General features: G+C 74.1%; 20 protein-coding genes. 6 read left to right on the top strand and 14 right to left on the bottom strand.

Going from position 1 to position 23,512, the window contains the following annotated elements; genetic code table 11:
- Positions 1-36: 36 nt before the first annotated feature.
- Positions 37-1,203 carry a phosphopentomutase gene (locus A2CP1_RS04755; protein WP_012632309.1) on the top strand — a complete coding sequence of 389 codons (1,167 nt, stop codon included), beginning with the start codon at positions 37-39 and terminating at the stop codon, positions 1,201-1,203.
- On the top strand, positions 1,200-2,120 hold the full coding sequence (locus tag A2CP1_RS04760; protein WP_150106316.1) for a hypothetical protein: 921 nt from the start codon (positions 1,200-1,202) through the stop codon (positions 2,118-2,120). Before A2CP1_RS04755 ends, A2CP1_RS04760 begins: the two co-directional genes overlap by 4 nt.
- A 26-nt stretch (positions 2,121-2,146) precedes the next feature.
- Here A2CP1_RS04760 and A2CP1_RS22750 read toward each other — a convergent pair whose 3' ends face one another.
- From A2CP1_RS22750 to nrfH, 7 genes are all read right to left on the bottom strand, one after another.
- Positions 2,147-2,986: a class I SAM-dependent methyltransferase gene (locus tag A2CP1_RS22750; RefSeq protein WP_012632311.1), complete on the bottom strand. Its 840-nt coding sequence runs from the start codon at positions 2,984-2,986 to the stop codon at positions 2,147-2,149.
- A 188-nt stretch (positions 2,987-3,174) separates the two neighbouring features.
- Positions 3,175-4,518, bottom strand: coding sequence for a multiheme c-type cytochrome (locus A2CP1_RS04770; RefSeq protein ID WP_012632312.1), 1,344 nt, complete (start codon positions 4,516-4,518; stop codon positions 3,175-3,177).
- A gap of 156 nt (positions 4,519-4,674) precedes the next feature.
- The gene (locus tag A2CP1_RS04775) at positions 4,675-4,923 is read right to left on the bottom strand and encodes a hypothetical protein (RefSeq protein WP_012632313.1); all 249 of its coding nucleotides are present in this window, start codon (positions 4,921-4,923) and stop codon (positions 4,675-4,677) included.
- Positions 4,924-4,940: 17 nt separating this feature from the next.
- Positions 4,941-7,199, bottom strand: a complete 2,259-nt coding sequence (locus A2CP1_RS04780; RefSeq protein ID WP_012632314.1) for a molybdopterin oxidoreductase family protein — start codon at positions 7,197-7,199, stop codon at positions 4,941-4,943.
- 24 nt (positions 7,200-7,223) lie between these two features.
- A complete protein-coding gene (locus A2CP1_RS04785) occupies positions 7,224-7,616 on the bottom strand; it encodes a hypothetical protein (RefSeq protein ID WP_012632315.1) in 393 nt (130 codons plus the stop codon).
- A 103-nt stretch (positions 7,617-7,719) separates the two neighbouring features.
- Positions 7,720-9,192, bottom strand: a complete 1,473-nt coding sequence (locus A2CP1_RS04790; RefSeq protein ID WP_012632316.1) for an ammonia-forming cytochrome c nitrite reductase subunit c552 — start codon at positions 9,190-9,192, stop codon at positions 7,720-7,722.
- Positions 9,193-9,229: 37 nt separating this feature from the next.
- The gene (gene nrfH, locus A2CP1_RS04795) at positions 9,230-9,685 is read right to left on the bottom strand and encodes a cytochrome c nitrite reductase small subunit (protein WP_012525023.1); all 456 of its coding nucleotides are present in this window, start codon (positions 9,683-9,685) and stop codon (positions 9,230-9,232) included.
- Between the two features lie 817 nt (positions 9,686-10,502).
- Between nrfH and A2CP1_RS04800 the strand changes: the two genes are divergently transcribed.
- The 4 genes from A2CP1_RS04800 (at position 10,503) to A2CP1_RS04815 (ending at position 17,384) form a co-directional block, all read left to right on the top strand.
- A complete protein-coding gene (locus tag A2CP1_RS04800) occupies positions 10,503-14,594 on the top strand; it encodes a fibronectin type III domain-containing protein (protein WP_012632317.1) in 4,092 nt (1,363 codons plus the stop codon).
- 106 nt (positions 14,595-14,700) lie between these two features.
- Entirely contained in the window at positions 14,701-15,276 is a 576-nt protein-coding gene (locus A2CP1_RS04805; RefSeq protein WP_012632318.1) for a hypothetical protein, read from the top strand.
- A 306-nt stretch (positions 15,277-15,582) separates the two neighbouring features.
- Complete coding sequence (locus tag A2CP1_RS04810) at positions 15,583-16,038, top strand: SRPBCC family protein (protein ID WP_012632319.1); 456 nt, start codon at positions 15,583-15,585, stop codon at positions 16,036-16,038.
- A gap of 617 nt (positions 16,039-16,655) precedes the next feature.
- Positions 16,656-17,384 (top strand): transposase, encoded by a 729-nt coding sequence (locus tag A2CP1_RS04815; RefSeq protein ID WP_012632320.1) that lies wholly within the window; start codon positions 16,656-16,658, stop codon positions 17,382-17,384.
- A gap of 48 nt (positions 17,385-17,432) precedes the next feature.
- Here A2CP1_RS04815 and A2CP1_RS04820 read toward each other — a convergent pair whose 3' ends face one another.
- The 7 genes from A2CP1_RS04820 to A2CP1_RS04850 are packed head-to-tail and all read right to left on the bottom strand — an operon-like array spanning position 17,433 to position 23,326.
- Entirely contained in the window at positions 17,433-17,834 is a 402-nt protein-coding gene (locus A2CP1_RS04820; protein ID WP_012632321.1) for an STAS domain-containing protein, read from the bottom strand.
- On the bottom strand, positions 17,831-18,298 hold the full coding sequence (locus tag A2CP1_RS04825) for an ATP-binding protein (RefSeq protein WP_232288372.1): 468 nt from the start codon (positions 18,296-18,298) through the stop codon (positions 17,831-17,833). The genes A2CP1_RS04820 and A2CP1_RS04825 overlap by 4 nt, the downstream gene beginning before the upstream one ends.
- Before the next feature lie 40 nt (positions 18,299-18,338).
- Positions 18,339-20,231, bottom strand: coding sequence for a PP2C family protein-serine/threonine phosphatase (locus A2CP1_RS04830; protein ID WP_012632322.1), 1,893 nt, complete (start codon positions 20,229-20,231; stop codon positions 18,339-18,341).
- A gap of 3 nt (positions 20,232-20,234) precedes the next feature.
- A complete protein-coding gene (locus A2CP1_RS04835; protein ID WP_012632323.1) occupies positions 20,235-20,570 on the bottom strand; it encodes a hypothetical protein in 336 nt (111 codons plus the stop codon).
- Entirely contained in the window at positions 20,570-21,724 is a 1,155-nt protein-coding gene (locus A2CP1_RS04840; protein WP_012632324.1) for a hypothetical protein, read from the bottom strand. The genes A2CP1_RS04835 and A2CP1_RS04840 overlap by 1 nt, the downstream gene beginning before the upstream one ends.
- Positions 21,717-22,160 carry a hypothetical protein gene (locus tag A2CP1_RS04845; RefSeq protein ID WP_012632325.1) on the bottom strand — a complete coding sequence of 148 codons (444 nt, stop codon included), beginning with the start codon at positions 22,158-22,160 and terminating at the stop codon, positions 21,717-21,719. The genes A2CP1_RS04840 and A2CP1_RS04845 overlap by 8 nt, the downstream gene beginning before the upstream one ends.
- Positions 22,157-23,326 carry an ethylbenzene dehydrogenase-related protein gene (locus A2CP1_RS04850; RefSeq protein WP_012632326.1) on the bottom strand — a complete coding sequence of 390 codons (1,170 nt, stop codon included), beginning with the start codon at positions 23,324-23,326 and terminating at the stop codon, positions 22,157-22,159. Before A2CP1_RS04850 ends, A2CP1_RS04845 begins: the two co-directional genes overlap by 4 nt.
- Positions 23,327-23,512 lie beyond the last annotated feature (186 nt).

Genomic DNA, 23,512 nt, shown 5'->3' on the forward strand with positions numbered 1-23,512 from the left:
CGCGCCGCGCGGCGCCCCTGCGGTTAGGATCCGGGCATGAACCGCCGCCTCGTCATCCTGGTCGCCGACAGCGCCGGCTGCGGCGCGCTCCCCGACGCCGCCGCCTACGGCGACGCCGGCTCCGACACGCTGGGCAACACCAGCCGCGCCGTGGGCGGGCTCTCGCTGCCGGTGCTGGGCGCGATGGGCCTCGGCCACGTGACCGCCATCCAGGGCGTGCCGCCCGATCCCGCCCCCACCGCGTTCCACGGGCGCATGGCGGAGCGCTCGGAGGGCAAGGACACCACCACCGGCCACTGGGAGATGATGGGCGTCGTGCTGCGCCAGGGGCTGCGCACGTTCCCGGGCGGCTTCCCGCCGGAGATCGTCGAGGCGTTCGTGCGGGAGACCGGCGCGCCGGGCGTCCTCGGGAACACCGTCGCGAGCGGCACCGTCATCATCCAGGAGCTCGGCGAGGAGCACCAGCGCACCGGCAAGCCGATCGTCTACACCTCGGCCGACTCGGTGTTCCAGGTGGCGGCCCACACCGACACGGTGCCCCTCGAGACGCTGTACGCCTGGTGCCGGACGGCGCGGCGCATCCTCGACCCGTGGCGCGTGGCGCGGGTGATCGCGCGGCCGTTCGTGGGGACGCCGGGGAAGTACGCGCGCACGTACGACCGGAAGGACTTCTCCATGCCGCCGCCGGCGACGACGGTGCTGGAGCGGCTGGTCGAGGCGGGCGTGCCGGTGGTCGGCGTCGGGAAGATCCCCGACATCTTCGACCGCCGGGGCATCACCGAGGAGATCCACACGGCCGGCAACGCCGACGGGCTGGCCCGCACCGCGGCGCTCCTCGACCGGGTGGACCGCGGGCTCGTCTTCGTGAACCTGGTGGACTTCGACATGCTCTACGGGCACCGCAACGATCCGGCGGGCTACGCGCGGGCGCTGGAGGAGCTGGACCGCGCGCTGCCGGCCATCCTCGACCGGCTCGGGCCGGGCGACCTCCTCGCGCTCACCGCCGATCACGGCTGCGATCCGACCACCCCGTCCACCGATCACTCGCGCGAGCACGTGCCGCTGCTCGTGCACGCGCCCGGGCGCGGCGGCGGGGACCTCGGCACGCGCACGACGTTCGCCGATCTCGGGGCCACGGTGGCCGAGTACTTCGGCGTCCGGTCCGACGTCGGCACGAGCTTCCTCGCCGAGGTGACGCGTTGAGCGAGGCGGGGGTGGCGGGCGCGGGCGCGGCGGAGCGCGGGGCGGCGCAGGCGCCGGCGCCGGACGCGGGCCGGCTGGAGCGCGCCCGGTGGGCGGCGGGCGAGGTGCTGCGGGCGGCCCGGCTCCTGGCGGAGGACGCGGCGCTGCGCCGGGCGGCGCTCCTCCCCACCGCGCTCACCGCGGCGGGGTGCGCGGTGTTCGCCGCGCTCACGGTGGCGGGCGACGCCGCCGACGGCGAGGTCACCGGGCCGGGCGCGCTCCACGTGTTCACCGTCACCTTCGTCGGGCTCGCCTCGATGCCCCCCACGCTGCTGCAGCGGCAGTGGATGCGCGTGGCGCTGGAGGCGCGCCGGGCCCTCGGCGTCCCGGCGGGCGAGGATCCCTTCGCCGGCCAGCGCTGGCCGCGGATGGTGCTGCGCGAGTGGGTGAAGGCGCTGCGGCAGGCGGTGGTGGTCTCCGCGGGGCTGTTCCCCGTGGCGATGGTGCTCGCGATGCTGCCGGGGAAGCTCGCCACCGCCGCCATGGGCGCGGCGTGGGCGTTCTACTGGGTGCTGGTGGACGCGTTCGAGCTGCCGCTGGAGGCGATCCCCGGGCCGCGGCGGGGCGGGGGCGCGCCCTGGTACGCGCGGGCGCTGCAGCGGCTCGGCGCCGCGCTGTGGCTGCTGCGGCCGTTCCGCTGGGCGGGCCGGCTGCTCGCGCGCCTGACGCGGCCGTGGGCCGAGGAGGTCGAGTTCACCGAGCGTCATCCCTGGGAGACGGCCGGCTTCGGGGTGGCGGTGGGCGCGGTGCTGGCGATCCCGGCCGTCGGCTTCTTCTTCCGCTCCATCGCGATCGTGGCCGCGACGGCGCTGAACGCGCGGCTCGAGGGCGACGGCGCCGGGGAAGCGGCGGCGCGGCGGGAGCCGTTCGGGCCCTGACGGCAGCGGGGGAGCGCGCGTCCGGCTCAGGCGCGCCGGGCGAGCGCCATGCCGTGCACCGCGAGCCTGGGATCGGCGCGGAGCGGCCGGCCGCGAAGGCGGCGCACCACGTTCCGCACCTGGCGCTCGACGCCGAACGGCGGGATGCGCCACGGGAATGGGCCGGTGTCGGAGACGAGGAGATCGAGGGGGTGGACCGGGATCTCCGGTAGGAGCGGCTCGAACCGCTCGTGGACGGCGGCGAAGAAGTCGCGCAGCTGCGCCACGCCGAGGGTCGGGCCTCCCATGAGATCCACGTCCACCGTCACCACGAACAGGCCGCCGGGCCGGAGCGCGCGCGCGACCTCCGCGACCATCCCCGCGAAGTCGGGGACGTGCTCGATGACGCTCACGCAGTACACGGCGTCCGCCTCGCCGTCGGCGAGCGGCAGCGCGCGCCCGCTCACCTGCCGGAACCCGACCCGGCCCGGCGCAGCGTCGGTCACCGCCGCGGCGCGCCCGAGGTCGCGGCCCGCCACCGGATCGATGTCCAGGCACGCGACGTCGCACCCGAGCCGCGCCACCTCGAACGGGAAGAACGTGACGCCGCTGCCGAGGTCGACGACGAGCGGGGTAGAGGACGTGGCCCGCGCCCGCCACGCGCGCAGGTGGTGCATCGCGTACGGGTATTCCCACACGCGGCTCCACCACCGCAGCGCGTCGCGCGGCCACCGGTAGTCGGCGCTCCGGAACTCGGCCTCGTTCGCCAGGAACCGGTCCTGCGCCGCCTCCAGGGCCGAGTACGCCTCCCGCCACCCGGCCGTGTGCAGGTCCGACAGCGCGCCGAAGCCGCAGCGTTCGAAGGGGTGAGGGCGAGTCGGCGTCATGCGCGTGGCTCCGGGGGCGGTGGCTCGAAGGTGGGTGGCGCGCCACGCTACTCGACGGCCGGCTGCGGCGCCACTCCCACCGTCGCTGCGCCAGGCGAGGCCGCCGGCGCGATCCGGAGCGACGCTGCGCCGCCGGACCGGCCGCTCCCGAGCGCACGTCGGGAGCGGCCGGCGATCCTTCGGCTGGCCTAGGGCTTCGGCTTCGGCGCGGGGGTCGGGCTGGGCCGCGGCTTCGCGGCGGCGGCCTTGCCCGCGGGCTTCCTCGCCACCCGCCGCATGTCCTCGGCCAGGGCGCGGATCTCCACCAGGTCGCGCTGCAGCTCGCTCCAGCCGTACCAGTTCGCGTAGTCCGGGTTCGCGTGGAACGCGCCCTGGAACGCGCGCATCCGGTGCTCGAGGAACATGACGAACAGCGTCTGCTCGACGGGCGTGGGCGCGTCGTGGAACGTGAGCAGGTCCGGGAACGCGGAGGCGTAGCCCTTCGGCTTCTGCAGCACGCCGTCCTGGTACAGCGCGGCCACCTCGCGGATGCCCTCCGCCATCAGGTGGTCGGCGTCGCGCAGGAGTCCCTCCGACTGCCGGAGCTGCTCCTTCGCGAAGTTGGCCGAGTGGCACGCGTTGCAGGTGCGCAGCGTCTTCGCGCGCTCGGCGTCGAACGCCTCCTGGGTGAGGCGCGCCATGTCCGCGCCCTTCACCGCGTCGAGGCGCGCGGTCGGGTTGCCCTTCGGATCGAGCACGCCCAGGCCCTGCAGGATCGTGATGCGGTCGGCCTTCCACTGCGGGTCGTCCTCGGGGAACGGCAGGCGCAGGGCGAGGAACCCCCAGGCCGTCCGGACCTCGTGGTTCCCCTCCTGCATGTGGCAGGTCTGGCAGGTGGGGGCGGCCGCGTCCTCCGGGATCGCCTTCTGCTGCTTGAGCGCGTTGCGCACGCCGTGCTTCGACCCGGAGTACATCTCCCACTGCGGGTGGTCGAAGCCCATGTGGCAGGTCTGGCAGGCCTCGGGCCGCCGCGCCTCGGCCTTCGAGAACAGGTGGCGGGTGTGGCAGGCGTCGCAGGAGGCCACGCCGAAGCCGCCCGAGGCCTCCTTCAGCTCCTTCAGCTCGGCGGGCGACTTCAGGCCCAGCTTGTGGCAGCCGCCGCAGCCCTTCAGGCCCTCGCGGATGGCGAGCGGCTGGTAGTGGAACGTGGGCATCGCCTTCACCGAGGCCCACGCGAGCGCGTGCTTGCCCTTCTTGAACTGCGCCACCTGGGCCTCGTGGCACTGCGCGCAGGTGTCGGGAGTGGGGATGAGCGCCTTCGCCACGTCGTCGTTGCCGCGGTGGGCGTCGCCGTGGCAGGTGGCGCAGTCCACCTGCACCGCGGCGTGCCGCGAGGCCCTCCAGTCCGCGACGATGGCGGGGGTGCGCTGCTGGTGGCAGTCCACGCAGCCCTGGCCGGCGGCCGGCGCCGGGGCCGGCTTCCTCGCCTGGGCGGCGGCGGCGCCCGCGGCGAGCCACAGGCCCAGCGCGAGCGCGGTGCGAAGCATGGTCATGCGTCCCTCCTCCTGGTCTCGGTGGGTGCGAGCACGGCCGCGGCCGCGTCGCGGCCGGACCGGTCGGAGATGCTCGCAGCCCGGCGCCCGCGGGTCCCTGCGCCGCGCGGGGCGCCCCCATCGGCGCCCGGCGCCGCAGGACGCGCCCGCCGCCGCTCACGCCTCGCCGTGCCCCGGCTCGTCCGCGACGTAGGTCGGGTACACGCCCAGCACCTCGTCGTCGTCGGCGAGCAGGCGGTCGGCGAGCGCCTCGAGCGCCGCGCCGTCGGGCCCGGCGAACACCGCCGCCAGCCGGCGATCGCCGTCGCCGCCCTCCAGCTCCAGCGCGGGCTCGGAGAGCAGCCGCGCGGCGACCCGGGGTGCCGCCCCCGGCACGGTCTCGATCACCACCCCAGCGACCAGCATGTCGACCTCCGTCCGGCTCAGGCCTTGCGGATCGGCTCGATCTTCACCGCGCAGATCTTGAACTCGGGCTGCTTCGAGACCGGGTCCACCGCGTCGATGGTGAGCCGGTTGCACATGCGCTGCGGGTCGTGCATGTGCACGAACACCGTGCCCGGGCGCGCCCCGTCCACCAGCTTCGCCTTGAACGTCTCCGCGCCGCGGCGCGAGCTGACGCGCACCTCGTCGCCGGTCCGGATCCCGAGCGGCTTGCCGTCGTCCGGGTGCAGCTCCACCACCGACTCGGCGTTCGCGTGGCGCAGCTCCTTGCAGTTCCGGGTCATGGTCCCGGTGTGCCAGTGCTCGATGACGCGGCCGGTGGTGAGGACCAGCGGGTACGCGGCGTCGGTCACCTCGGCGGGCGGCTGCTGCGGCCGGAGCCAGATCACCGCGCGGGCGTCGGGCCGGCCGTAGAAGCGGATCCGGTCGGGCGCGTCGGCCGGGACGAGCGGGTCCTCGCCCTTCACGAAGCGGCGCTTCGTGCCCGGATGGCCCTCGGCCGGCAGCGGCCAGAGCAGCCCGTGCGACGCGGCCAGGCGGGCCCGGGTCATGCCGGTGAAGTCGTACGCGGTGCCCTTGCTCAGCGTCAGGATCTCGTCCCACGCCTCCGCCGGCCCCTTCCACGGCAGGAGCGCGCCGTGCCCGAGCCGCGCCGCCAGGTCGCACAGGATGGCGAAGTCCGGCCGGGCCTCGCCGGCGGGGCGGACCGCCTGCTCGAGCAGCTGGTAGCGCCGCTCGGTGCAGCCGTACACGCCCTCCTTCTCGGCCCACAGCGCCGCCGGCAGCACGACGTCTGCGAGCTCGGAGGTGCGCGTCGGGTGGAACGCCTCGGTGACCACCAGGAACGCCTTGCGCGCCTCGAGCGCCTTCCGGTACCGGTCCACGTTCGGCAGCGACTGCGCCGGGTTCGTGGTCATCACGTACAGCGCCTTCAGGTCGCCCTGCTCCAGCGCCTGGAACAGGTCCATGGTGGGCTTGCCGTTCTCGGGCTGGATCGTGCCGGGCGGCACGTTCCAGAGCTTCTCCATCTCGGCGCGGTGCTTCTCGTTCGCGATCAGCCGGCCGTAGGGCAGCAGGTGCGAGAGCGCCCCGCCGTCCCGGACGCCGCCGCAGGCATTGGGCTGGCCGGTGAGCGACAGCGGGGTCGAGCCGGGGAGGCCGATCTTGCCGGTCAGCAGGTGCAGGTTGTGGACGAGGTTGTTCGCCCACACGCCGCGGGTCCGCTGGTTGAGTCCCATGCACCACATGGACGTGGCGGTGCGTCCCTTCTCGCCGAACCAGCGCGCGGCGGTGACGATGTCCCCGGCGCGCGCGCCGGAGAGCTCGGCGGCGCGCACCGGGGTGTACGGGGCGAGGAAGGCCCGGTAGTCCTCCCAGGCCCTGTTCACGTCCTTGCCCTCGCCGAACGCGACGTGCGCCTTCACGAACGCCTCGTCCACCAGCCCCTCGGCGACGAGCACGTTCGCCATCGCGTTCAGGATGGCGAGGTCGGTGCCCGGGGTGAACGAGAGGTGCAGGTCGGCGATGCGCGCGGTCGGGGTGCGCCGCGGATCGAGCACGACCACCTTCACGTCCTTGCCGGTCTGCTTCCGGCGCGCCATCCGCTCGAACAGGATCGGGTGGGCCTCCGCGGCGTTCGAGCCGACCAGCAGCATGACGTCGGCGTGGTCGAGGTCCTCGTAGCAGCCCATCGGCTCGTCCTTGCCGTAGGTGCTCAGGTATCCGCCCACCGCCGAGGCCATGCACAGGCGCGGGTTGCCCTCGACGTGGTTGGTGCGCAGGCCCGCCTTGAACAGCTTGTTGGCCGCGTAGGTCTCCTCGGTGAGCCCCTGGCCGGACCCGTAGAAGCCCACCGCGCCCGGCCCGTGCGCGTCGACGGCCTCGCGGAACCGCCGCGCGACGAGCGACATCGCCTCGTCCCAGCTCGCGCGCACCAGCTTGCCGCCTTTGCGCACCAGCGGGTGCAGGCAGCGGTCCGGCGCCGACATGATCTGCGGCAGCAGGAACCCCTTGAGGCAGAGCAGGCCGCGGTTGTGGTTGTCCCGGTCGCCCTTGACGGCGAACACCTTGCCGTCGCGGACGCCGACGTACAGGCCGCAGCCGGTGCCGCAGTAGCGGCAGACCGACTTCACCCAGCGCTCACCGCCCTCGGCGGCGAGCGCGTCCACGGGGAGCCCCAGCCCGGCCAGGGCGGAGGCGGCGGCGGAGGCCTTCAGGAAGTCACGGCGCGTGAGAGGCATGATGTTCTCCTCGGGCTGCGCGGGTCACTTGGAATGCGGGGGCTCGCCCGTCGCGGTGAGGGCGTGCGGCTCGTGGCAGGTGAAGCAGCCGCCGGGCCCGGCGCGCGCTGGGCCCTGCGAGGCGGCCTGGGCCGCGTGGCAGCCCGCGCAGCGCGCCTCGGCGACGGTGCGGGTGAAGTCCTTCCCGGTCGAGCCGTGGCAGACGACGCACTTCACCAGCGCGAGGCCGTGCGGCGAGCCCTCCCACGCCCGGACCACCGCGGGCGAGCGCGCGGCGTGGCACTCGGCGCAGTCCTGCACCGCGAGCTGCGCGGTGACGTCGGGGTGGCGCGGCGGCGCCTTGGCGCGGGCGGGGACGCCCGGGGCAGCGGCGGCGAGCGCAGGGGCGAGGAGGGAAGCGAGCAGGAGCGTGCGCATTCTCGACTCCTTCGGGACGACGGGTGGAACGGCGTCCAGGTCCCCGCGCGCCGGCCGCCCCGGGGGAGTGGGGGACGGGGCGGCCGGCGGCGGGGCCCGGCTGCTACTTCAGCACCGCGGGGACCACCGCCGGGCCGGCGGGCGCGGCGGGCGCAGGCGCGGTGGAGACGTTCACCACCGCCACGGTCGGCTTGAAGGACGGGTCGCGCAGCGCGAGCTGGCCCTGGCGCGAGGCGTCGATGGACTCGAACAGCACGCGGGCGGCCTCCTGCGGCGCGTGGAAGCCGGTGGAGTTCTCGGCCTCGACGAAGTCGAACAGGAACTGCGCGCGGCGCTGCAGGTACCGGGCGGTGACCAGCTGCTCGTCGGCCTTGCCCGCCTCGCGCGCGGCCTTGATCTCGCCGATGAGCGCGACCAGCGCGTCGAAGGCCTGCTCGCGGAGCTCCATGTGCTTGTCCTGGATCGCCTCGACGCGGCCCTTCAGCTCCGCCTCCGGCCACTTGTGGCAGCCCTGGCAGGCGCGGTTCAGGTTCAGCACCGGGCTGCGCACCTGGTGGTCCGACACCTTGGTGCCGCCCACCCGCATGTACGGCATGTGGCAGTCGGCGCAGGCCACGCCGGAGCGGGCGTGGATGCCCTGGTTCCACATCTCGAACTCGGGGTGCTGCGCCTTGAGCGCCGGCGCGCCGCTCTCCTTGTGCACCCAGTCCTTGAACCCGACCTCGTCGTAGTAGGAGACGATCTGGTCGGCCTTCAGCCCCTTCGACCAGGGGAAGGTGAGCCGCTTCTCGGGCCCCTTGAAGTAGTACTCGACGTGGCACTGGCCGCAGACGTACGCGCGCATCTCTTGCCGCGTGGCCATGGTGTTCGGGTCGTAGTCCTTCACGCCGAGCGACGCCTTGTACGCGCGGATGCCCTCCAGGAACCCGGGGCGCGTGACGCGCAGGTCCATGGTGGTCGGGTCGTGGCAGTCGATGCAGGACACCGGGTGCTTGAAGTGCTGCTTCGCCTCGGAGTACGGCATCTTGTTCAGGGCCTCGAAGCCCTTGAACAGGTCGCCGTTCCCGAGCTTCTTCATCGGGACGTACACCGACGCGTGGCACTGGCCGCAGGTGCCGGGCTGCTTCGCGACCACCTGGCGCTGGGTGAAGAACTGGTCGTCGAGCATGTACGCGTGGCCGCGCTCCTCGCGGAAGTCGGCGGCGAACGCGTAGCCGGCCCACATGGTCTTCAGGCGCGGGTCCGCGTCGGTCTTGGACTGGGCGGTGACGGTGCGCGGGTCGCCGTCGCCGGGCGCGTGCGGCATCGCCTCCGAGCCGCCGTGCTTGGTCCGGACCATGTCGGTGGTCTTCCGGTAGAGGTCGTACTCGATGGGGAAGTTCCTCCCCCACACGGCGGGGTCCTCGGTCTCGTCGGTGAGCTCGACGACGCGCACCACGGGGTTGCGCGCCTCGGCCTTCTTCTGGGCGACGTCCACCAGGACCACGGCGGCGAGGACGGCGGCGAGCGCGAAGACGGCGGCGATCGCGCCGACGACGAGCGCGCGCTTCCTCGGGGACTGGGTCTCGACGGTCATTGCGGGTTCTCCTTGGAGTGCGGCGTGAGGCGGTGGGTCAGCGGAGGTGTCCGACGGAGGCGTGGCAGCGGATGCACGAGACGCCGTCCCGGCCGCCGGTCATGGCGTCGACGATCTGGGCGTGGCAGTGGCGGCACTGGCCCTCGATCACCGCGCTGCTCTCGGCGCGCGCCCGGATCACGTCCGGGAAGCCGCCCACGGTGAACGCCATCGAGTGGTGCCAGCCGTTCTCCGCCTTGACCGCGTACTTCGAGACGGTGGCGGCGGGCGTGTGGCAGTCGTTGCAGGTGGCCACCGCGTGGTGGGCCGAGGCCTGCCAGCCCGCGTAGTGGCCGCTCATGACGTGGCAGTTGGAGCAGGTGGCGGGGTCGTTGCCGAGATAGGACGTGCCCTTCGCGTAGGCGAAGGCGTATCCGCCGACGCCGACCGCGGCGCCGGCGGCGGCCGCGAGGAGGACGACCGGCAGGGAGAGGAGGGAGCTTCCTTTGCGCATGGAGGGGAGCCTCGCGTTCGGGGACGGCCCTCCCTCCTCGCAAGCGCCCTGCCACCACCGCGGGAAGCCCCGCCGCCGCGCAACCCCGCGCGTTCACTGCGGGAGATCCCCCGGCGGCGGGATGCCGCGCCCCGCCCGGTCGGATCGGGCCCGCCGGAGCGTCGGATGCGCGCGTCCGATCGTGCGCCGTGCCGGGATCAAATGGCTCCCGGTGAAGCCGCCTGGGGAGCGGCGAGCCGGATTGCAATCCGGATCGAAGGGCCTCCCGCAGCGCAGGGCGCGCGGCGCCGCGGGCGCGGTCGCGCCGGGGGTTCCCCGGTCCCCGGTCGAGGCCGAGCGCGCCGGACCTGCGGGCGAGGCGCCTCGCAGACTTCACGGATCGTGATCAGGTCGCCCGGCTCCGTTGGGTCGTCAATGAGATCTTTCTCACCGTGTTCTCGCGAAGCCAGCGGATCGAACGCGGAGCCGCGGCCGCGGCGGGGCGGGCCTGCAGCGCGCTCCGCACGCGCCACGCCAGATCAAGGGGGCCGACCCAAGTCCCTGCCGCCCGGACGCTTTGTCCCCGCAGGAGCATCCACCCACCGTGCGCCGCGACCCGCCGGCTGCGCGCGCGAGGCCGCCGACCCCGAGCAATCCCGAGCATCGTCGGGACTACGCCAGTTCAATCATTGATCAATGTGTCCCCGTTGTTCGGGATGGTCGCCTGCCGCCCCCTGGATAGCTTCGGCGGAGACCACGTACCGACGGAGCGAGGGTGGCCGCGGGCGGCGTGGCGCGGACGGTGCGCAGCACCGACGGTGCACGGGAGGACACGGCGATGACGACGAGGATGCTTCGGCACGGGGCACGGCTGGCGCTGGCCCTGATGTCGGTCGGGTGGGCGGCGGACGCGCCGCGGGCGGCGCCCGGCGCGGGCGGGTCGCTCCAGCAGACGCGGGTCACGCAGGCGCAGCGGGACGCGGCCGCCGCCGGGTCCGGCCTGGTGGTCCAGAGCCTCGACGCGGCCATGGCCACGGCGACCATGGCCGCGCCGGGGTCGGCGCCGCACTACTTCGGCCCGTATGCGAACTACGCGAACAGCCCGCTCCGGCTGGCCGACGCCACCGTGGACATCACCGGCGCGGGCACCGGGGCGGCCGCCACCGCCACCGTGGACCTCGCCACCGGCGCCGTCACCGCCATCGCCGTCACCGCCCCCGGGACCGGCTACCTCGCCGACGGGAGCACCCTCGTCACCATCTCCAGCACCGCCACCACCGCCACCGGCGCGGCCGCGACCGCGGTGGTGGATCCCCTCACCGGGGAGGTGACCGCGATCGTGCTGGACGCCCCGGGCACGGGCTACGTCAGCCCCGGCATCCGCAAGTTCGTGAACCGGCTGCCCGGGCTCGGGCCCAGCGCCGCCAACGACCTCGGCCAGTACATCCCGGTCGCGGTGCCGGACACGACCACGTACCCGGGCTCCGACTACTACGAGATCGCGGTGGTGCAGTACCGCGAGCAGCTCCACTCCGACCTGCCGCCCACGCTGCTGCGCGGCTACGTGCAGCTCGCCACCGCGGTGGTCCCCGGGGCCGGCGCGCCCACCGTCCCGCTCACCGGGACCGACGGCCTGCCCATCCTGCTCCCCAGCGGCCAGCAGGCGGTCGGGGTGGACCGTGCGCACTCCCTCGGGCCGGCGATCGTCGCCACCCGGGACCGCCCGGTCCGGATCCTGTTCCGCAACCTGCTCCCGTCCGGCCAGGGCGGTGACCTGTTCCTGCCGGTGGACACGACGGTGATGGGCGCGGGCATGGGCCCGGACATGGGCGGCATGGCCGACCCGGACCCGCGCAACCCGATGTGCGGCATGACCCCGAAGCCGATGGGCTGCTTCGCGGAGAACCGGGCCACGCTCCACCTCCACGGCGGCATCACCCCGTGGATCAGCGACGGCACCCCGCACCAGTGGATCACGCCGGCGGGCGACTCGACCTCGTATCCGAAGGGCGTCAGCGTGACGAGCGTGCCCGACATGCCGGATCCCGGCCCGGGCGCGATGACGTTCTTCTACACGAACCAGCAGAGCGCGCGGCTCATGTTCTACCACGACCACGCGTGGGGCATCACCCGCCTCAACGTCTACGCCGGCGAGGCCGCGGCGTACGTGATCTCCGACGCCGCCGAGGGCTCGCTGGTGGCGAACGGGATCATCCCCGGCCCGGCCGACACGCTGCCGCTCATCGTGCAGGACAAGACGTTCGTGCCGCCGGAGCCGCAGCTCGCGGCGCAGGATCCGACCTGGGACATGGCGCGCTGGGGCGGCCTGGGGAGCCTCTGGGTCCCGCACGTCTACATGCCCGCGCAGAACCCGGGTGACGCGAGCGGCGTGAACCAGTTCGGCCGCTGGGCGTACGGCCCGTGGTTCTGGCCGCCCACGTCCAACATCGACTACCCGCCCATCGCGAACCCCTACTACGACCCGGCGTGCGACCCGAGCGCCGGCTGGTGCGAGCCGCCGCTGGTCCCGGGCACCCCGTGGCTGTCCATGGGCATGGAGGCGTTCAACGACACGCCCACGGTGAACGGCACCGTCTATCCCACCGTGACGCTCGAGCCGAAGACCTACCGCTTCCGCATCCTGAACGCGGCCAACGACCGCTTCTTCAACCTCCAGCTCTACGTCGCCGACGCGAGCGGCACCGAGGTGGCGCTGAACGCCGCCGAGGTCCAGGCGGCGCTGGCCGATCCCGCCGGCGTGTTCCCCACGCCCGACACCGCGCTCAGCCCGCCCGGCCCGAGCTTCGTGCAGATCGGCACCGAGGGCGGCTTCCTGCCGTCGCCGGTGGTGGTGCCGCCGCAGCCCATCACCTGGATCACCGATCCCACCGTGTTCAACGCGGGCAACGTGGACAAGCACGCCCTGCTGCTCGGCCCCGCCGAGCGCGCCGACGTGATCGTGGACCTGTCGGCGTTCGCCGGGCAGACGCTCATCCTCTACAACGACGGGCCCGCCGCGTTCCCCGCGCGCGACCCCCGCTACGACTACTACACCGGCAACGCCGACCTGACCTCGACCGGCGGCGCGCCCTCCACGCCGCCCGGGTTCGGCCCGAACACCCGCACCGTCATGCAGATCAAGGTGAGCGGGAGCACCCCGGCCGCGCCGTTCGACCTGGCGGCGCTGCAGGCGGCGTTCGCGCACAAGCCCGACGGGACCGGCGTGTTCGAGGCCTCGCAGCACCCCATCGTCGTCGGCCAGGAGCCGTACAACGCCGCGCTCGGCACCGCCTTCCAGGCGAACGGCCCGCGCGCCGGCCTGGTGCAGATCTACGACGAGCTGTTCGCGTTCGACACCGTCTCCGGCGTGCCGCTCACCATGCCGCTGCAGCGCAAGGCCATCCAGGACGAGATGGGCGAGGCGTTCGAGAAGGAGTACGGGCGCATGAGCGGCAACCTCGGCCTGGAGGCGCCCAACGCGCAGGCGGGCCAGCAGCAGAACCTGATCCTGTACCCGTACGTCAACCCCGCCAGCGAGGTCCTCGCCGGGATCGTGCTGCCGCCCGGCGTGGACGTGACCCCGATCAGCACCACCGACGACGGCACGCAGCTCTGGAAGATCACGCACAACGGCGTGGACACGCACCCCATCCACTTCCACCTGTTCGACATCCAGCTCATCAACCGCGTCGGCTGGGACGGCATCGTCCGCCGGCCGGACGCGAACGAGCTCGGCTGGAAGGACACGGTGCGGATCAGCCCGCTCGAGGACACCATCGTGGCGATGCGGCCGGTCGTCCCGAAGCTCCCGTTCGGCCTGCCGCACAGCGTCCGCCCGCTGAACCCGATGATGCCGCTCGGCTCGCCGGACGGCTTCAACAGCGTGGACGCGAACGGCAACCCGATCAGCCCGGCGCTCACGAACGTCATGACCGACTTCGGCTGGGAGTACGTCTGGCACTGCCACATCCTCAGCCACGAGGAGATGGACATGATGCGGCCCATGGCCGTGTCGGTCGCGACGTCGCTGCCGTACCCGCCGACCGGCGTCACCGTCGCGCCGGGCGCCGGAGGGGTGGACCTCGCCTGGACCGATGCGACGCCGGTGGACTACGCCGGCACGGCGACCTGGGGTGATCCGTCGAACGAGATCGGCTTCCGCGTGGAGCGGGCGCCCATCGGCAACAACGGGAAGGCGGGCGCGTACCTCTCGCTGGGTACCACGCTCGCGAACCAGGCGCGGTTCCGCGACACCACCGCCGATCCGGCGCTGACCTACAGCTACCGGATCGTGGCGGTGAACTCGGCCGGCGAGTCCGTCTCGGCGCCGGTGGGCGGGCCGCTGCCGGCCCCGCCGCAGGCGCCCACGAACGCCGTCGCCAACCTGGCGGCCGGTCCCTCGGTCGCGCTCACCTGGCGCGACAACGCGAACAACGAGGCGTACTTCGTCCTGGAGCGCGCGGTGGACGGCGGCGCGTTCGCGTACCTGTCGGCGCCGCCGGCCCGCAGCAACACCGGCACGGTGACGTTCACCGATCCCGCCGTGTCGAGCGGGCACACCTACCAGTACCGGGTGAGCGCGGTGAACGCGGGCGGCTCGTCGGCCCCGGCGGTCTCGAACGCCGTGACCGTGGTCAGCCCGCCGCTCGCGCCCTCCGGCCTGGCCGGCACCGCGGTGCGCTCCGGCAAGAAGGCGAACGTCACGCTCACCTGGGTGGACGGCTCGACCGACGAGACCGGGTTCGAGCTCCAGCGCGCGACGAACGCGTCGTTCACGGTGGGGTTCAGCACCAGCACCCTGGCGGCCAACACCGTCACGGTGACGCAGACCGGCCTGTACCGCGGCGTCACGTACTACTACCGGATCCGCGCCGTGAACGGCGGCGGGGCATCCGCCTGGTCGAACGTGGCGACCGTGATCACGCCGTAGCGGTCGCGGGCGTCGCCGGCGCCGGCCTCCGGGCCGCGCCGGCGGCGCCCCTCGCTTTCCCAGCAACCGTCCCGGCCCATCACGGGCCGGCCCGCCGGAGGTCGCCGTGAGCCGCTCCCAGCGCACCCTGCTCGCCGTCCTCGCCACCGCGTTCGCCGCCGGGCTCGCGCTCCTGGCCCTGTTCGCCGACCGCGATCCGCGCGGCCTCGCGTCCGGCGCGGAGGCCGCGGCCGCGGCACCGCTCGCGCTGGCGGTGCCGCCCCCGGCGCCGGCGGGGCCCGCCGCGCCGGCGACCGCGGCCCCTTCGCCCGCTCCCGCGACCGGCGCCGCGCCGCTGCGCCCCGGCGGCGTGGACCGGTCCCCGCAGCGCGCCATGCCCCCCGCGCGCCGCCACGCGCTGGCGACGTTCCGTCGCGAGCTCGCCGGCGGGATGGTGGCGCTGCAGCAGCGCGCGCAGCGCTGCGCGCCGCGCGACGGCCAGGCCGCCGCGGTGCTGGTGGCGCTCGAGACGGTGGAGGGCGGCATCCGGGTGATCGACGCGCGCCCGCAGGCGCCCGGCAGCGCGACCGATGCCGAGGTGTCCTGCGCCCGCGCCGCGCTCGCCGGGCAGGTGCTCCCCGCCCCGAACGCCGAGCCCGGGCGGCGCTGGCAGCTGCCGCTCGCGCTGCGTCCGGGCGCCTGACGGCCGGCTCCCGTCCTCGTCGGGCCGGTCGCGAGGTACGGATGGGCGAGCGTCGCCGAGCGGGGCGCGAGGACCGAGCGGCGTCTGTCGGCGTGAGGCCGTCGCGAGCACGCAAGGTCGTCGAGCGGGCGCGCGAGGATCGAGCGGCGCCGGACGAGCCTGCCCTGCGAAGGCAGCGAGCGGGCGCGCAGCAGGGCTCCACGCGAGCGGGCGGTCTGCGGCGGCGTGCCTCGGCCCGGGCGGTGCGCCGCCGGGCGCGCCGCGGCGGCGTAGGCTGATCGCCGGAGCACCGGCCCGGAGGCGATCATGATCGGCATCACGCGCTCGATCGCGATCCGGGCTCCGGCGGAGCGGGTGTTCGCGCACCTGTCGGAGCCCGGGAACCTGCTGGAGATCTGGCCCAGCCTGGTGGCCGTCCGGAACGCGGAGGTCGGCGACGACGGTCGGCACGCGTTCGGCTGGACGTACCGCATGGCCGGGCTGCCGTTCCGCGGGCACTGCGACACCACCGCGGTCGTGCCCGGCCGCAGCCGCGAGGACCACAACAGCGGCGGCATTCCCAGCACGTTCCGGTGGCGCTTCGATCCCGCCGTCGACGGGACGACGGTCGAGCTCGCCATCGAGTACGAGGTGCCCGGGATCGTGCAGATCGTCGCCGGGGCGGCGCTGCGCGCCATGAACGAGCGCGAGGCGGACACGCTGCTCGCGAACCTGAAGGCGAGGATGGAGGTCGGCGCGGTGGCGGTCCGGCGGGGTGGGTAGGGGCGTCTCCGGGGGACGCCGGGCGTGGGTGTGGCGTCGACGCGCGTGGGCGGCGTGGGCGGGCGTGGGCGCTGGGGGCGCTGGGGCGGGGAGGGGGCTTTGGAGGTGCGGGGGCGGCCAGGGGCGGGGCTGCGTGCCGGAACCGCGGGCGCGGGATCGGCTTACGAGAGGCCTGAGGGGGCGGCGGGCACGCGGGGGCGCGCGGCCGGGAGCGGTCAAGACATCGCTGACAGGTGGGGTTGCGGGCGGAACGCTCTGCGCGACCGGACGCGATGCACGCCAGGTGTGAGTCGGCGAGATCACCTGCCCAATCAAGATCCGTCCTCGGGAGCGCGGTGACTCCTCGCTTGGGGTTCGCCGCGTCCGGGCAGGCGCGAGTCCGCGCGCGAGCGAACCCGCTCTGCGCGACCGGAGGCGATGCACGCCAGGTGTGAGTCGGCGAGATCACCTGCCCAATCAAGATCCGAGCGGGATGACCGGGGAAGTCCTCGGGAGCGCGGTGACTCCTCGCTTGTGGCTCGGCGCGTCCGGGAAGGCGCGTCCGGGCGCGAGCGAACGCTTGCGACCCGCACGGTCAGTGAGTCGATGAGGCGCCGCGCGTTAATATTTGCCCAATCATGTTCACGGCTCGTCAGCTCGGGTTCCGGCTCCCGGCTCCTCGAAGGCACGGGGGGCGCCGGCCGGGGGCGGGGCGGAAGCCGAAGGGGGCTCGGGCGGGCGTCTCGCACCACGGGCGGCCGGAGGTCACCGCCTCCACGCCGGTCCACGTCACGCTGCGGGTGCTGCCGCACGTCTGGAACCTCCGCAGCGGGCGCTCGCTGCGCGTCGTCGAGGCGGTGCTCTCGGCGATCCGGGACCGCTCCGGGTTTCGCGTGGTCCACTTCTCCCTGCAAGGCAACCACCTCCACCTCCTCGTCGAGGCGGACGGGGCGGGGGCGCTCTCCGCGGGCATGCAGGGGCTGACCATCCGCCTGGCGAAGGGGCTGAACGGCCTGATGGCCCGGCGCGGCCGGGTGTTCGCAGATCGGTACCACGCGCACGTGCTCCGCACGCCCGCCGAGGTCCGCAACGCGCTCGCCTACGTTCTGCTGAACCACCGCAGCCACCGCGCTCGTGCGGGCGGGCGGGCGGGGCAGGGTTCGGTGGATCGGTATTCGTCGGGCGCGTGCTTCGACGGGTGGCGCGACGTGGCGGGACGGGCGGACGCGCCGCGCGTCACCGCGCGGCCTCGGACGTGGCTGCTGGCGACGGGGTGGCGACGAAGAGGGCTGCTCTCCGTCGACGACGTCCCGGCGGTCGCGGCTCGCGGCGATCCGCCCGGATCGCCCGGATGCGGCTCGCGCTGAGCAGGCGAGCCGCCACGGCAGTGGGATCGTCGCAGGCGGCCGGGAGTCTCAGTCGATCGCCACCGTGTTCACCGCATAGCAGGACAGGGCGAGCAGGCTGGTCTTCTGCCACTTGCGGGCGGGGTTCGACAGGAACCGCAGCCCGTAGCGCTGCGCCTCGGGCAGCGCCTGGATCCGCTGGATCCAGTGGATGAACGCCTTGAAGCCGGAGGAGTTGCAGAACTCGAGCTCGCGCAGGTCCACCCGCACGGCGCGCTCGCCCTTCTTCACCACCTCCTCGTGCACGGCGTCGAGGAAGGGGTTCAGGACGGTCGCGGGGTTGACGGTGCTGATGGTTCCGCGGAACAGCACCCGGGTCCCGAGCGGCTCGCTGGCCACGCTGGCGGAGTACTTCTCCTCGGACACCTGGAACGGCGTGGCGCGGCCGCCGGGCTGGAACGGTACGGTCATCGGGAACCTCCGGAGGTCTGGAGCGGGGCGGGGCGGAGCCGCCCCGACGCGTGGACGGTCATGCGCCCGCCGGCGCGGCTCACGGACAGCTCGAGCTGCGCCTCGAAGCGGACGCGGGCGAGGCCGAGCCCTCCGCGCTGCGCCGTGGGCGTGTCGTGCATCGCCTGCAGGTAGTGGCGGAGGGCGTCGGGCTCGCCGTTCATGCGCGCGACCCGCTCCTCGAGCGCGTGGTACTCGGCCTCGGTGCAGCGGTTGGTCACCGCCACGGCCACGCGGTCGGCCTCGGGCTCGACCTCGAGCGTGAGCTCGACGTCGTCGTCGTGCGAGTTGGGCACGGCGTTCTGCATCAGCTCGTGCACCGCCAGGGCGAGCTGCGCCTCGCGGTTGTCGGTGGTCCCGGCGCACGCGCAGAACGACTCGACGAACCGGCGGATCTCGTCGATGAAGACCCAGGGCGGCTTCATTCGCAGCGTGAGATAGACGGGCGTCCCTCCGCGTCGGACATCAGCGGTCGTCATTCTTGCGCCTCAGCACCACGGTTGTCATGTCGTCTTCCTGCGAGGCGGCGAACGCCTCGACCGCCGAGAACACGGTCCCGAGCGCCTGCGGCGCGGATGCACCGTGCAGGTCCCCGAGCACCTGGGCCAGCCGGTCCTCGCCGAACAGCTCCCCGCCGGCGGCGGGCGCCTCCAGCATGCCGTCGGTCACCAGGCAGAGCAGCTCGCCGGGCCCGACCTGGAACTCGTACTCGGTCACGCCGGGCGGCACGCCGGCGGTGAGGCCCACCCACGGCCCGGGCGAGTCCACCACCTCGACGGCCCCGGGCCCGCGGACCACGAAGATGGGCTGGTGCGCCCCGGCGGCGACGAAGCGGCCGTCGCCGACGTGGCGGGCCGCCATGAGCGTGAGGTAGTCGTCCCGGCCCATCCGGCGGCGGACGTTCTCGTGGACCACGCGGTTCACCGCGGCGATCACGTGGCGCGGCGAGCAGCGCGGGTCCTCGGCGATGGCGCCGTACGCGGCCGCCTGCGCCATCATCATGACCAGGCCGGAGTTGATGCCGTGCCCGGAGACGTCGCCGACCAGCACCCAGAAGCCGTCCTCGAACGCCAGGATGTCGTACAGGTCGCCGCCGACGTCGTCGGCGGGCTTCATCCGCGCGGCCACCTCGTAGCCGGGGACGGCCGGGCTGACCGGGAGGATGGCCGTCTGGATCTGGTGCGCGATCTGCACCTCGCGGCGCAGCGCCTCGGTCCGCTGCAGCTCGTCCCGGGAGCGCGCCACCTCCTCCACCATTACGTTGAACGAGTGGACCAGGTCGCCGAGCTCGTCGCGGTACTCCGCGTGCACGCGCGCGGTGAGGTCGCCGCGCGACACCCGCGCCATCGACGCGGAGACGTCCACCAGCGGGCGCGAGGCCTGCCGCACCGCCGCGACGCCGGCGCCCGCGGCGGCGAGCAGCACGCCCGCGTAGAGGAGGCCGAGCACGACGCGCAGCCAGGTGAGCTTCCCGTACGCCACCCGCTCCGGCACCAGCATCAGCGTCGCCCAGCGCGGCGCCGCGGCGGCGGCCTGCGTGCGCACGGCCAGCGCGGGCTCGCCGCCGGCCGGCTCGAGCCGCTCCAGCGTGCCCGGCGCGCCCGCGGGCGCGGCCAGCACCGGCGCGAGCGCGGCCGCGTCGATCCCCGGCGTCGAGAACGTGAGCGCGGCGGTCGCGTCCGCCACGACCGGCCGGTAGTCGCCGTCGCGCCCGCTCACCTCGCCGAGCAGGCGCGCCAGCGCGTCGCGCGTCACCGCCCCGACGACGTAGCCGCAGAGGTCGCCGGCGAAGTCCTTCACCGGGGCGGTGAGGACGAGCGCGTTCCCCTCCGGCGCGCCGCGCAGGAGGCTCGAGAGCGGCACCACGTCGGTCGCCACCGCGGCGTCCTGGCCGGTGCGCGCCAGCCCGGGCAGCTCCACCACGATGCCGCGCATCTCGCCGAGCGCGATCCCGCGAGGCGCCGCGCCGGGCGCCGCGCGCACGGCCGCCCGGATCTCGCCGTCCGGCGCGAGCAGCGCGGCCGCGCCGATGGCGCCACCCTGGTCCTGGATGGTGCGGCGCAGGTAGTCCTCGGCGAACTTCGGGTCGCCGGAGTCGAGGCTCATCTGCATGGCCTCGGCCTCGGCCCAGTTGCGCACGGTCAGCGCGCGCTCGCCCTGGAACCGCACCACCGCCTCGTGCACCTCCTTGGCGCGCGCGGCGAGGTGCGAGTGCACCGCGTCCACCACCACCGAGCGCGCCACGCGCTCGAAGGCCATCGCCGCGGCGGCGAGCGCCAGCGCGAGCAGCGCCACCGTCGCCACCAGGAGGCGGAGGCGCAGGGAGGTGCGCGTGCGCTGGGCCACGAACGCGAACACCCGCTAGCTCCCGTAGCCCTGCTGCACGGCGTGGAACTTCAGGAAGTCGTAGATGAGCTGGGCCTGCTCCTCGTTGATGGCGGAGTTGGGCCGGCGCAGCATCCGCTTCATGTAGCGCTTCCACTCGGTGGGGCTGAAGCGCGCGTTCACCGAGCGCGCCAGCGGGTGGCACTTGGCGCACTTCACCGAGAACACCTGGTACTTGCGCTGCTGGTCCTGCGGGTACTGCGTGACGTCGATGCGATCGGGGCCGCCGTCGCGCGGATCCGGCGGGGCCTGCGGGGGCTCCGCCGCGGCGATCAGCGCGGCGAGCGCGGCGGCGATCGGGAGCGCGGGCATCAGAACGCACCTCCCATCCCGACGTGGTACGAGTGGAAGTCCTCGAAGTCGGTGGTGTCCCAGTACTCGTAGGAGAGCTTCACGAACACGCCCTGCGCAGGCGTGACGACCAGGCCGCCGGTGTAGCGCTGGATGCGGCTGTCGACCGAGAGCTCGGCGGAGGCGCCCGGCAGCGGCGCGCCCTTGCGGCGCAGCTCGTCGAAGCGGTAGACGGCGGCGAGGTACCGGCCGAGCGGGTGCTCCAGCTCGCCGTACCAGCCCTCCTTCTCGAACCAGTCGTCCACCAGGCCGTAGCGGTAGCCGGTCGCGTCGGGATCGAGGTCGGTGCGGCGCGCGGCGTACTCGCCGCGGGCGGTGAACGGGCCGACCCGGAACGACGCGTCCACCCCCCACATCAGGTACTTCAGCTTCGCGTCCTTGTCGTAGCGCCCCCCGGTGAAGGAGCCGCCCAGCGTGGCGTCGCCGATGAACGCGTTCGCGTCGGCGGAGTAGGTCAGCGCGAGGCGCGCCCCGCCCGCCAGCTCGCGGTTGTTGTCGGAGTAGGAGCTGGTGCGGAGCGCCATCCAGTCGACGTCGTTCGAGCCCTTGAGGCCCGCCACGCCGTACAGCCCGTACCAGACCTGCAGGCGCTCACCCAGCCACGCCACGCCGTAGGCGAGCGCGCCGGTGTCGCTGTAGGGCATGGGGACGATGCCCAGGTTCATGACGGTGCGGGCGCCGTAGGCCATGCGCCCCATGTCGTAGATGAGCGGGGCCGAGGCCGGCTTGTGGCCGGAGGGATCGGCGCGCTGCGAGTACTCGCCGAACGGCACCAGGATCCGTCCGGCCTGGACGTTGAACCAGGTCTTCGGCGTGTACTCGAGCGCCACGTGCTCCATCTCGAACCCGTGGCAGCTCGCGCAGGCCTTGGCGGTGAACGAGAGGTCGTCGTGGATGTCCACGCCGACCTTGAGCGAGGCGTCCAGCGTCAGCCCCTGCGGCGCGCCCCGGCCCACGCTGCGGTCCGGGATGCCCCAGGAGTCCACGTAGGCGGAGCCGGAGACGATGACGCCGTCGCCGGCTCGGGCGGCCGCGGCGGCCGCGAGGAGGCCGGCCGCGAGCGCGAGGCGGGCGGCGAGGCGGAGGGCGCGAGGGCGGGCGAGGAGGTCAGTCATTGGGCGCTCCGACGGCGATCCACGCCTCGATGGCCTGGAGGTCGGCCTCGTCGAGGAGGGTGTCGCCGGTGGGCATGGGGGTGGGCACGCCGCCGGCATCGCCGGCGGTGCCGCGGAGCTTCAGGACGAGGTAGCTGCGCTCGGGCGCGCCGGGCTCCACCAGCAGGAGCGCGGGGGACTGCATCGACGGCACGCCGACGAGCTGCCCGTAGGCGAGCTCGCGGTCGAGGGAGGTGGGCGCGGTCGGCGGCGGGTTGCCGGAGTGGCAGGCGGTGGTGGCGCAGCGCGGCACCAGCACGTTCTCGGCGATCGACGAGAACGTCCCGGGGACGGCGCCGCCGCCCGGCAGCCGCTCGCCCACGCGCGGATCGGGCGCGCAGGCGGCGAGCACCGAGGCGAGCGCGAACGCGAGCGCGAGCGGGGACGTGCGGCTCATGGCCGGAGCGGGAACTGCGCGTCGTTGGGATCGTCGGTGACGAGCGTGCGGCGCAGCTCCACCGTCCACGTGCCGCCGGCCCAGCGGGCCGCCGCGATCACGTCGTCGCGATGCAACCCGGGAGGCTGCAGCGCCACCGCCGGGATGCGGGTGCCCTCGGCGGGCACGGTGAGCGGGTCGAGGGGCACGGCCAGCGGCGCGCCGCCGCTCACGAACAGCGTCGCCGGGTTGGAGGCGAGCCCCCCCTCGCCCATCCACTTCGGCGAGGCCGGCGTGAGGCCGTCGGAGTTGGTCTGCGTGAGCGCCACGCTGCACGGCGGCGCGCGGCCGGTGAGGCAGGCCTGCGCGCAGGCCGGCGGGTCGGGGCAGTCGCCGTAGATGCGGGTCTCGTTCCAGAACTGGTCGTCGGCGAGGCCGAGCGGGCCGGTGCGCGCCGCGCGCCAGGTCCAGCCGTCCACGAGCTGGCCGGCGCCGTTCGTGTGCATGCTGAAGCGCTGCGACCGGACCGGATCGGTGAAGACGCCCAGGTTCTCCTTGACGTGGCAGCCGGCCGCGCAGCCCACCGCGTCGTGCGGCTTGAAGTTCGCGGCGTCGAACGAGAGGAAGAGCTTGTCCTCGTCGAGCGTGGCGTCCTGCGCCCACGCGCCGGCGGACCACACCCAGGGGCGCCAGGCGCGGCTCTCGGTCGGATCGCTCCAGCGGAACAGGAACCAGACGTAGCGGTCGTCGTAGGCGACCCGCACCCGGATGCGGTCGATGCCGTAGTCGTAGCGCGGCACGCGGGTGCACGGCTCGCCCGCCACGCACACGCCGCGGGAGACGAAGTAGCCGGTGTACTCCTCGGTCCACTGCGCCTCGGTCATGCCCATGATGGCGCCGGGCGAGACGAGCGGGATCTCGCTCTCCGGGAGGCCGGCCCAGTCCGAGGCGTCGCCGTCCACGGTGGGCGGCGAGGCGACGCGGCGCGCGGCCACCGTGCTGGCGCCGGGCTTGCCCGACAGGAACGCGATCTTCACCGAGCTCGAGGATTGCGGGATGCTGCCGCCCGAGTTCACCACGCCCACGCTGAACCAGGCGTCGGCGGGCGCGTGCGTGAGCTCCGGCGCCTCGAGGCAGCCTCCGAGCAGCACGAGCGCGGCGAGTCCCCCTGCGCGACCGAGGCGCATGCCCCCTCCATGGCCGCGAGGATTCCCCGTCCCCGCGCGCCAATCCGATGCAATGAGCGCGCATGCTAGGGGCGCAATCCATGTGGGTGTCAATTTCTCGAAGTGCGCAATACGGTGGGTGATTTCACCCACCGCCCCGCGAACTTTGCGCGGGCGGGCAGAGGCGCCCGGACTCGCGGGGGAAAT

The sequence above is a fragment of the Anaeromyxobacter dehalogenans 2CP-1 genome (assembly GCF_000022145.1).
Classification (GTDB): domain Bacteria; phylum Myxococcota; class Myxococcia; order Myxococcales; family Anaeromyxobacteraceae; genus Anaeromyxobacter; species Anaeromyxobacter dehalogenans.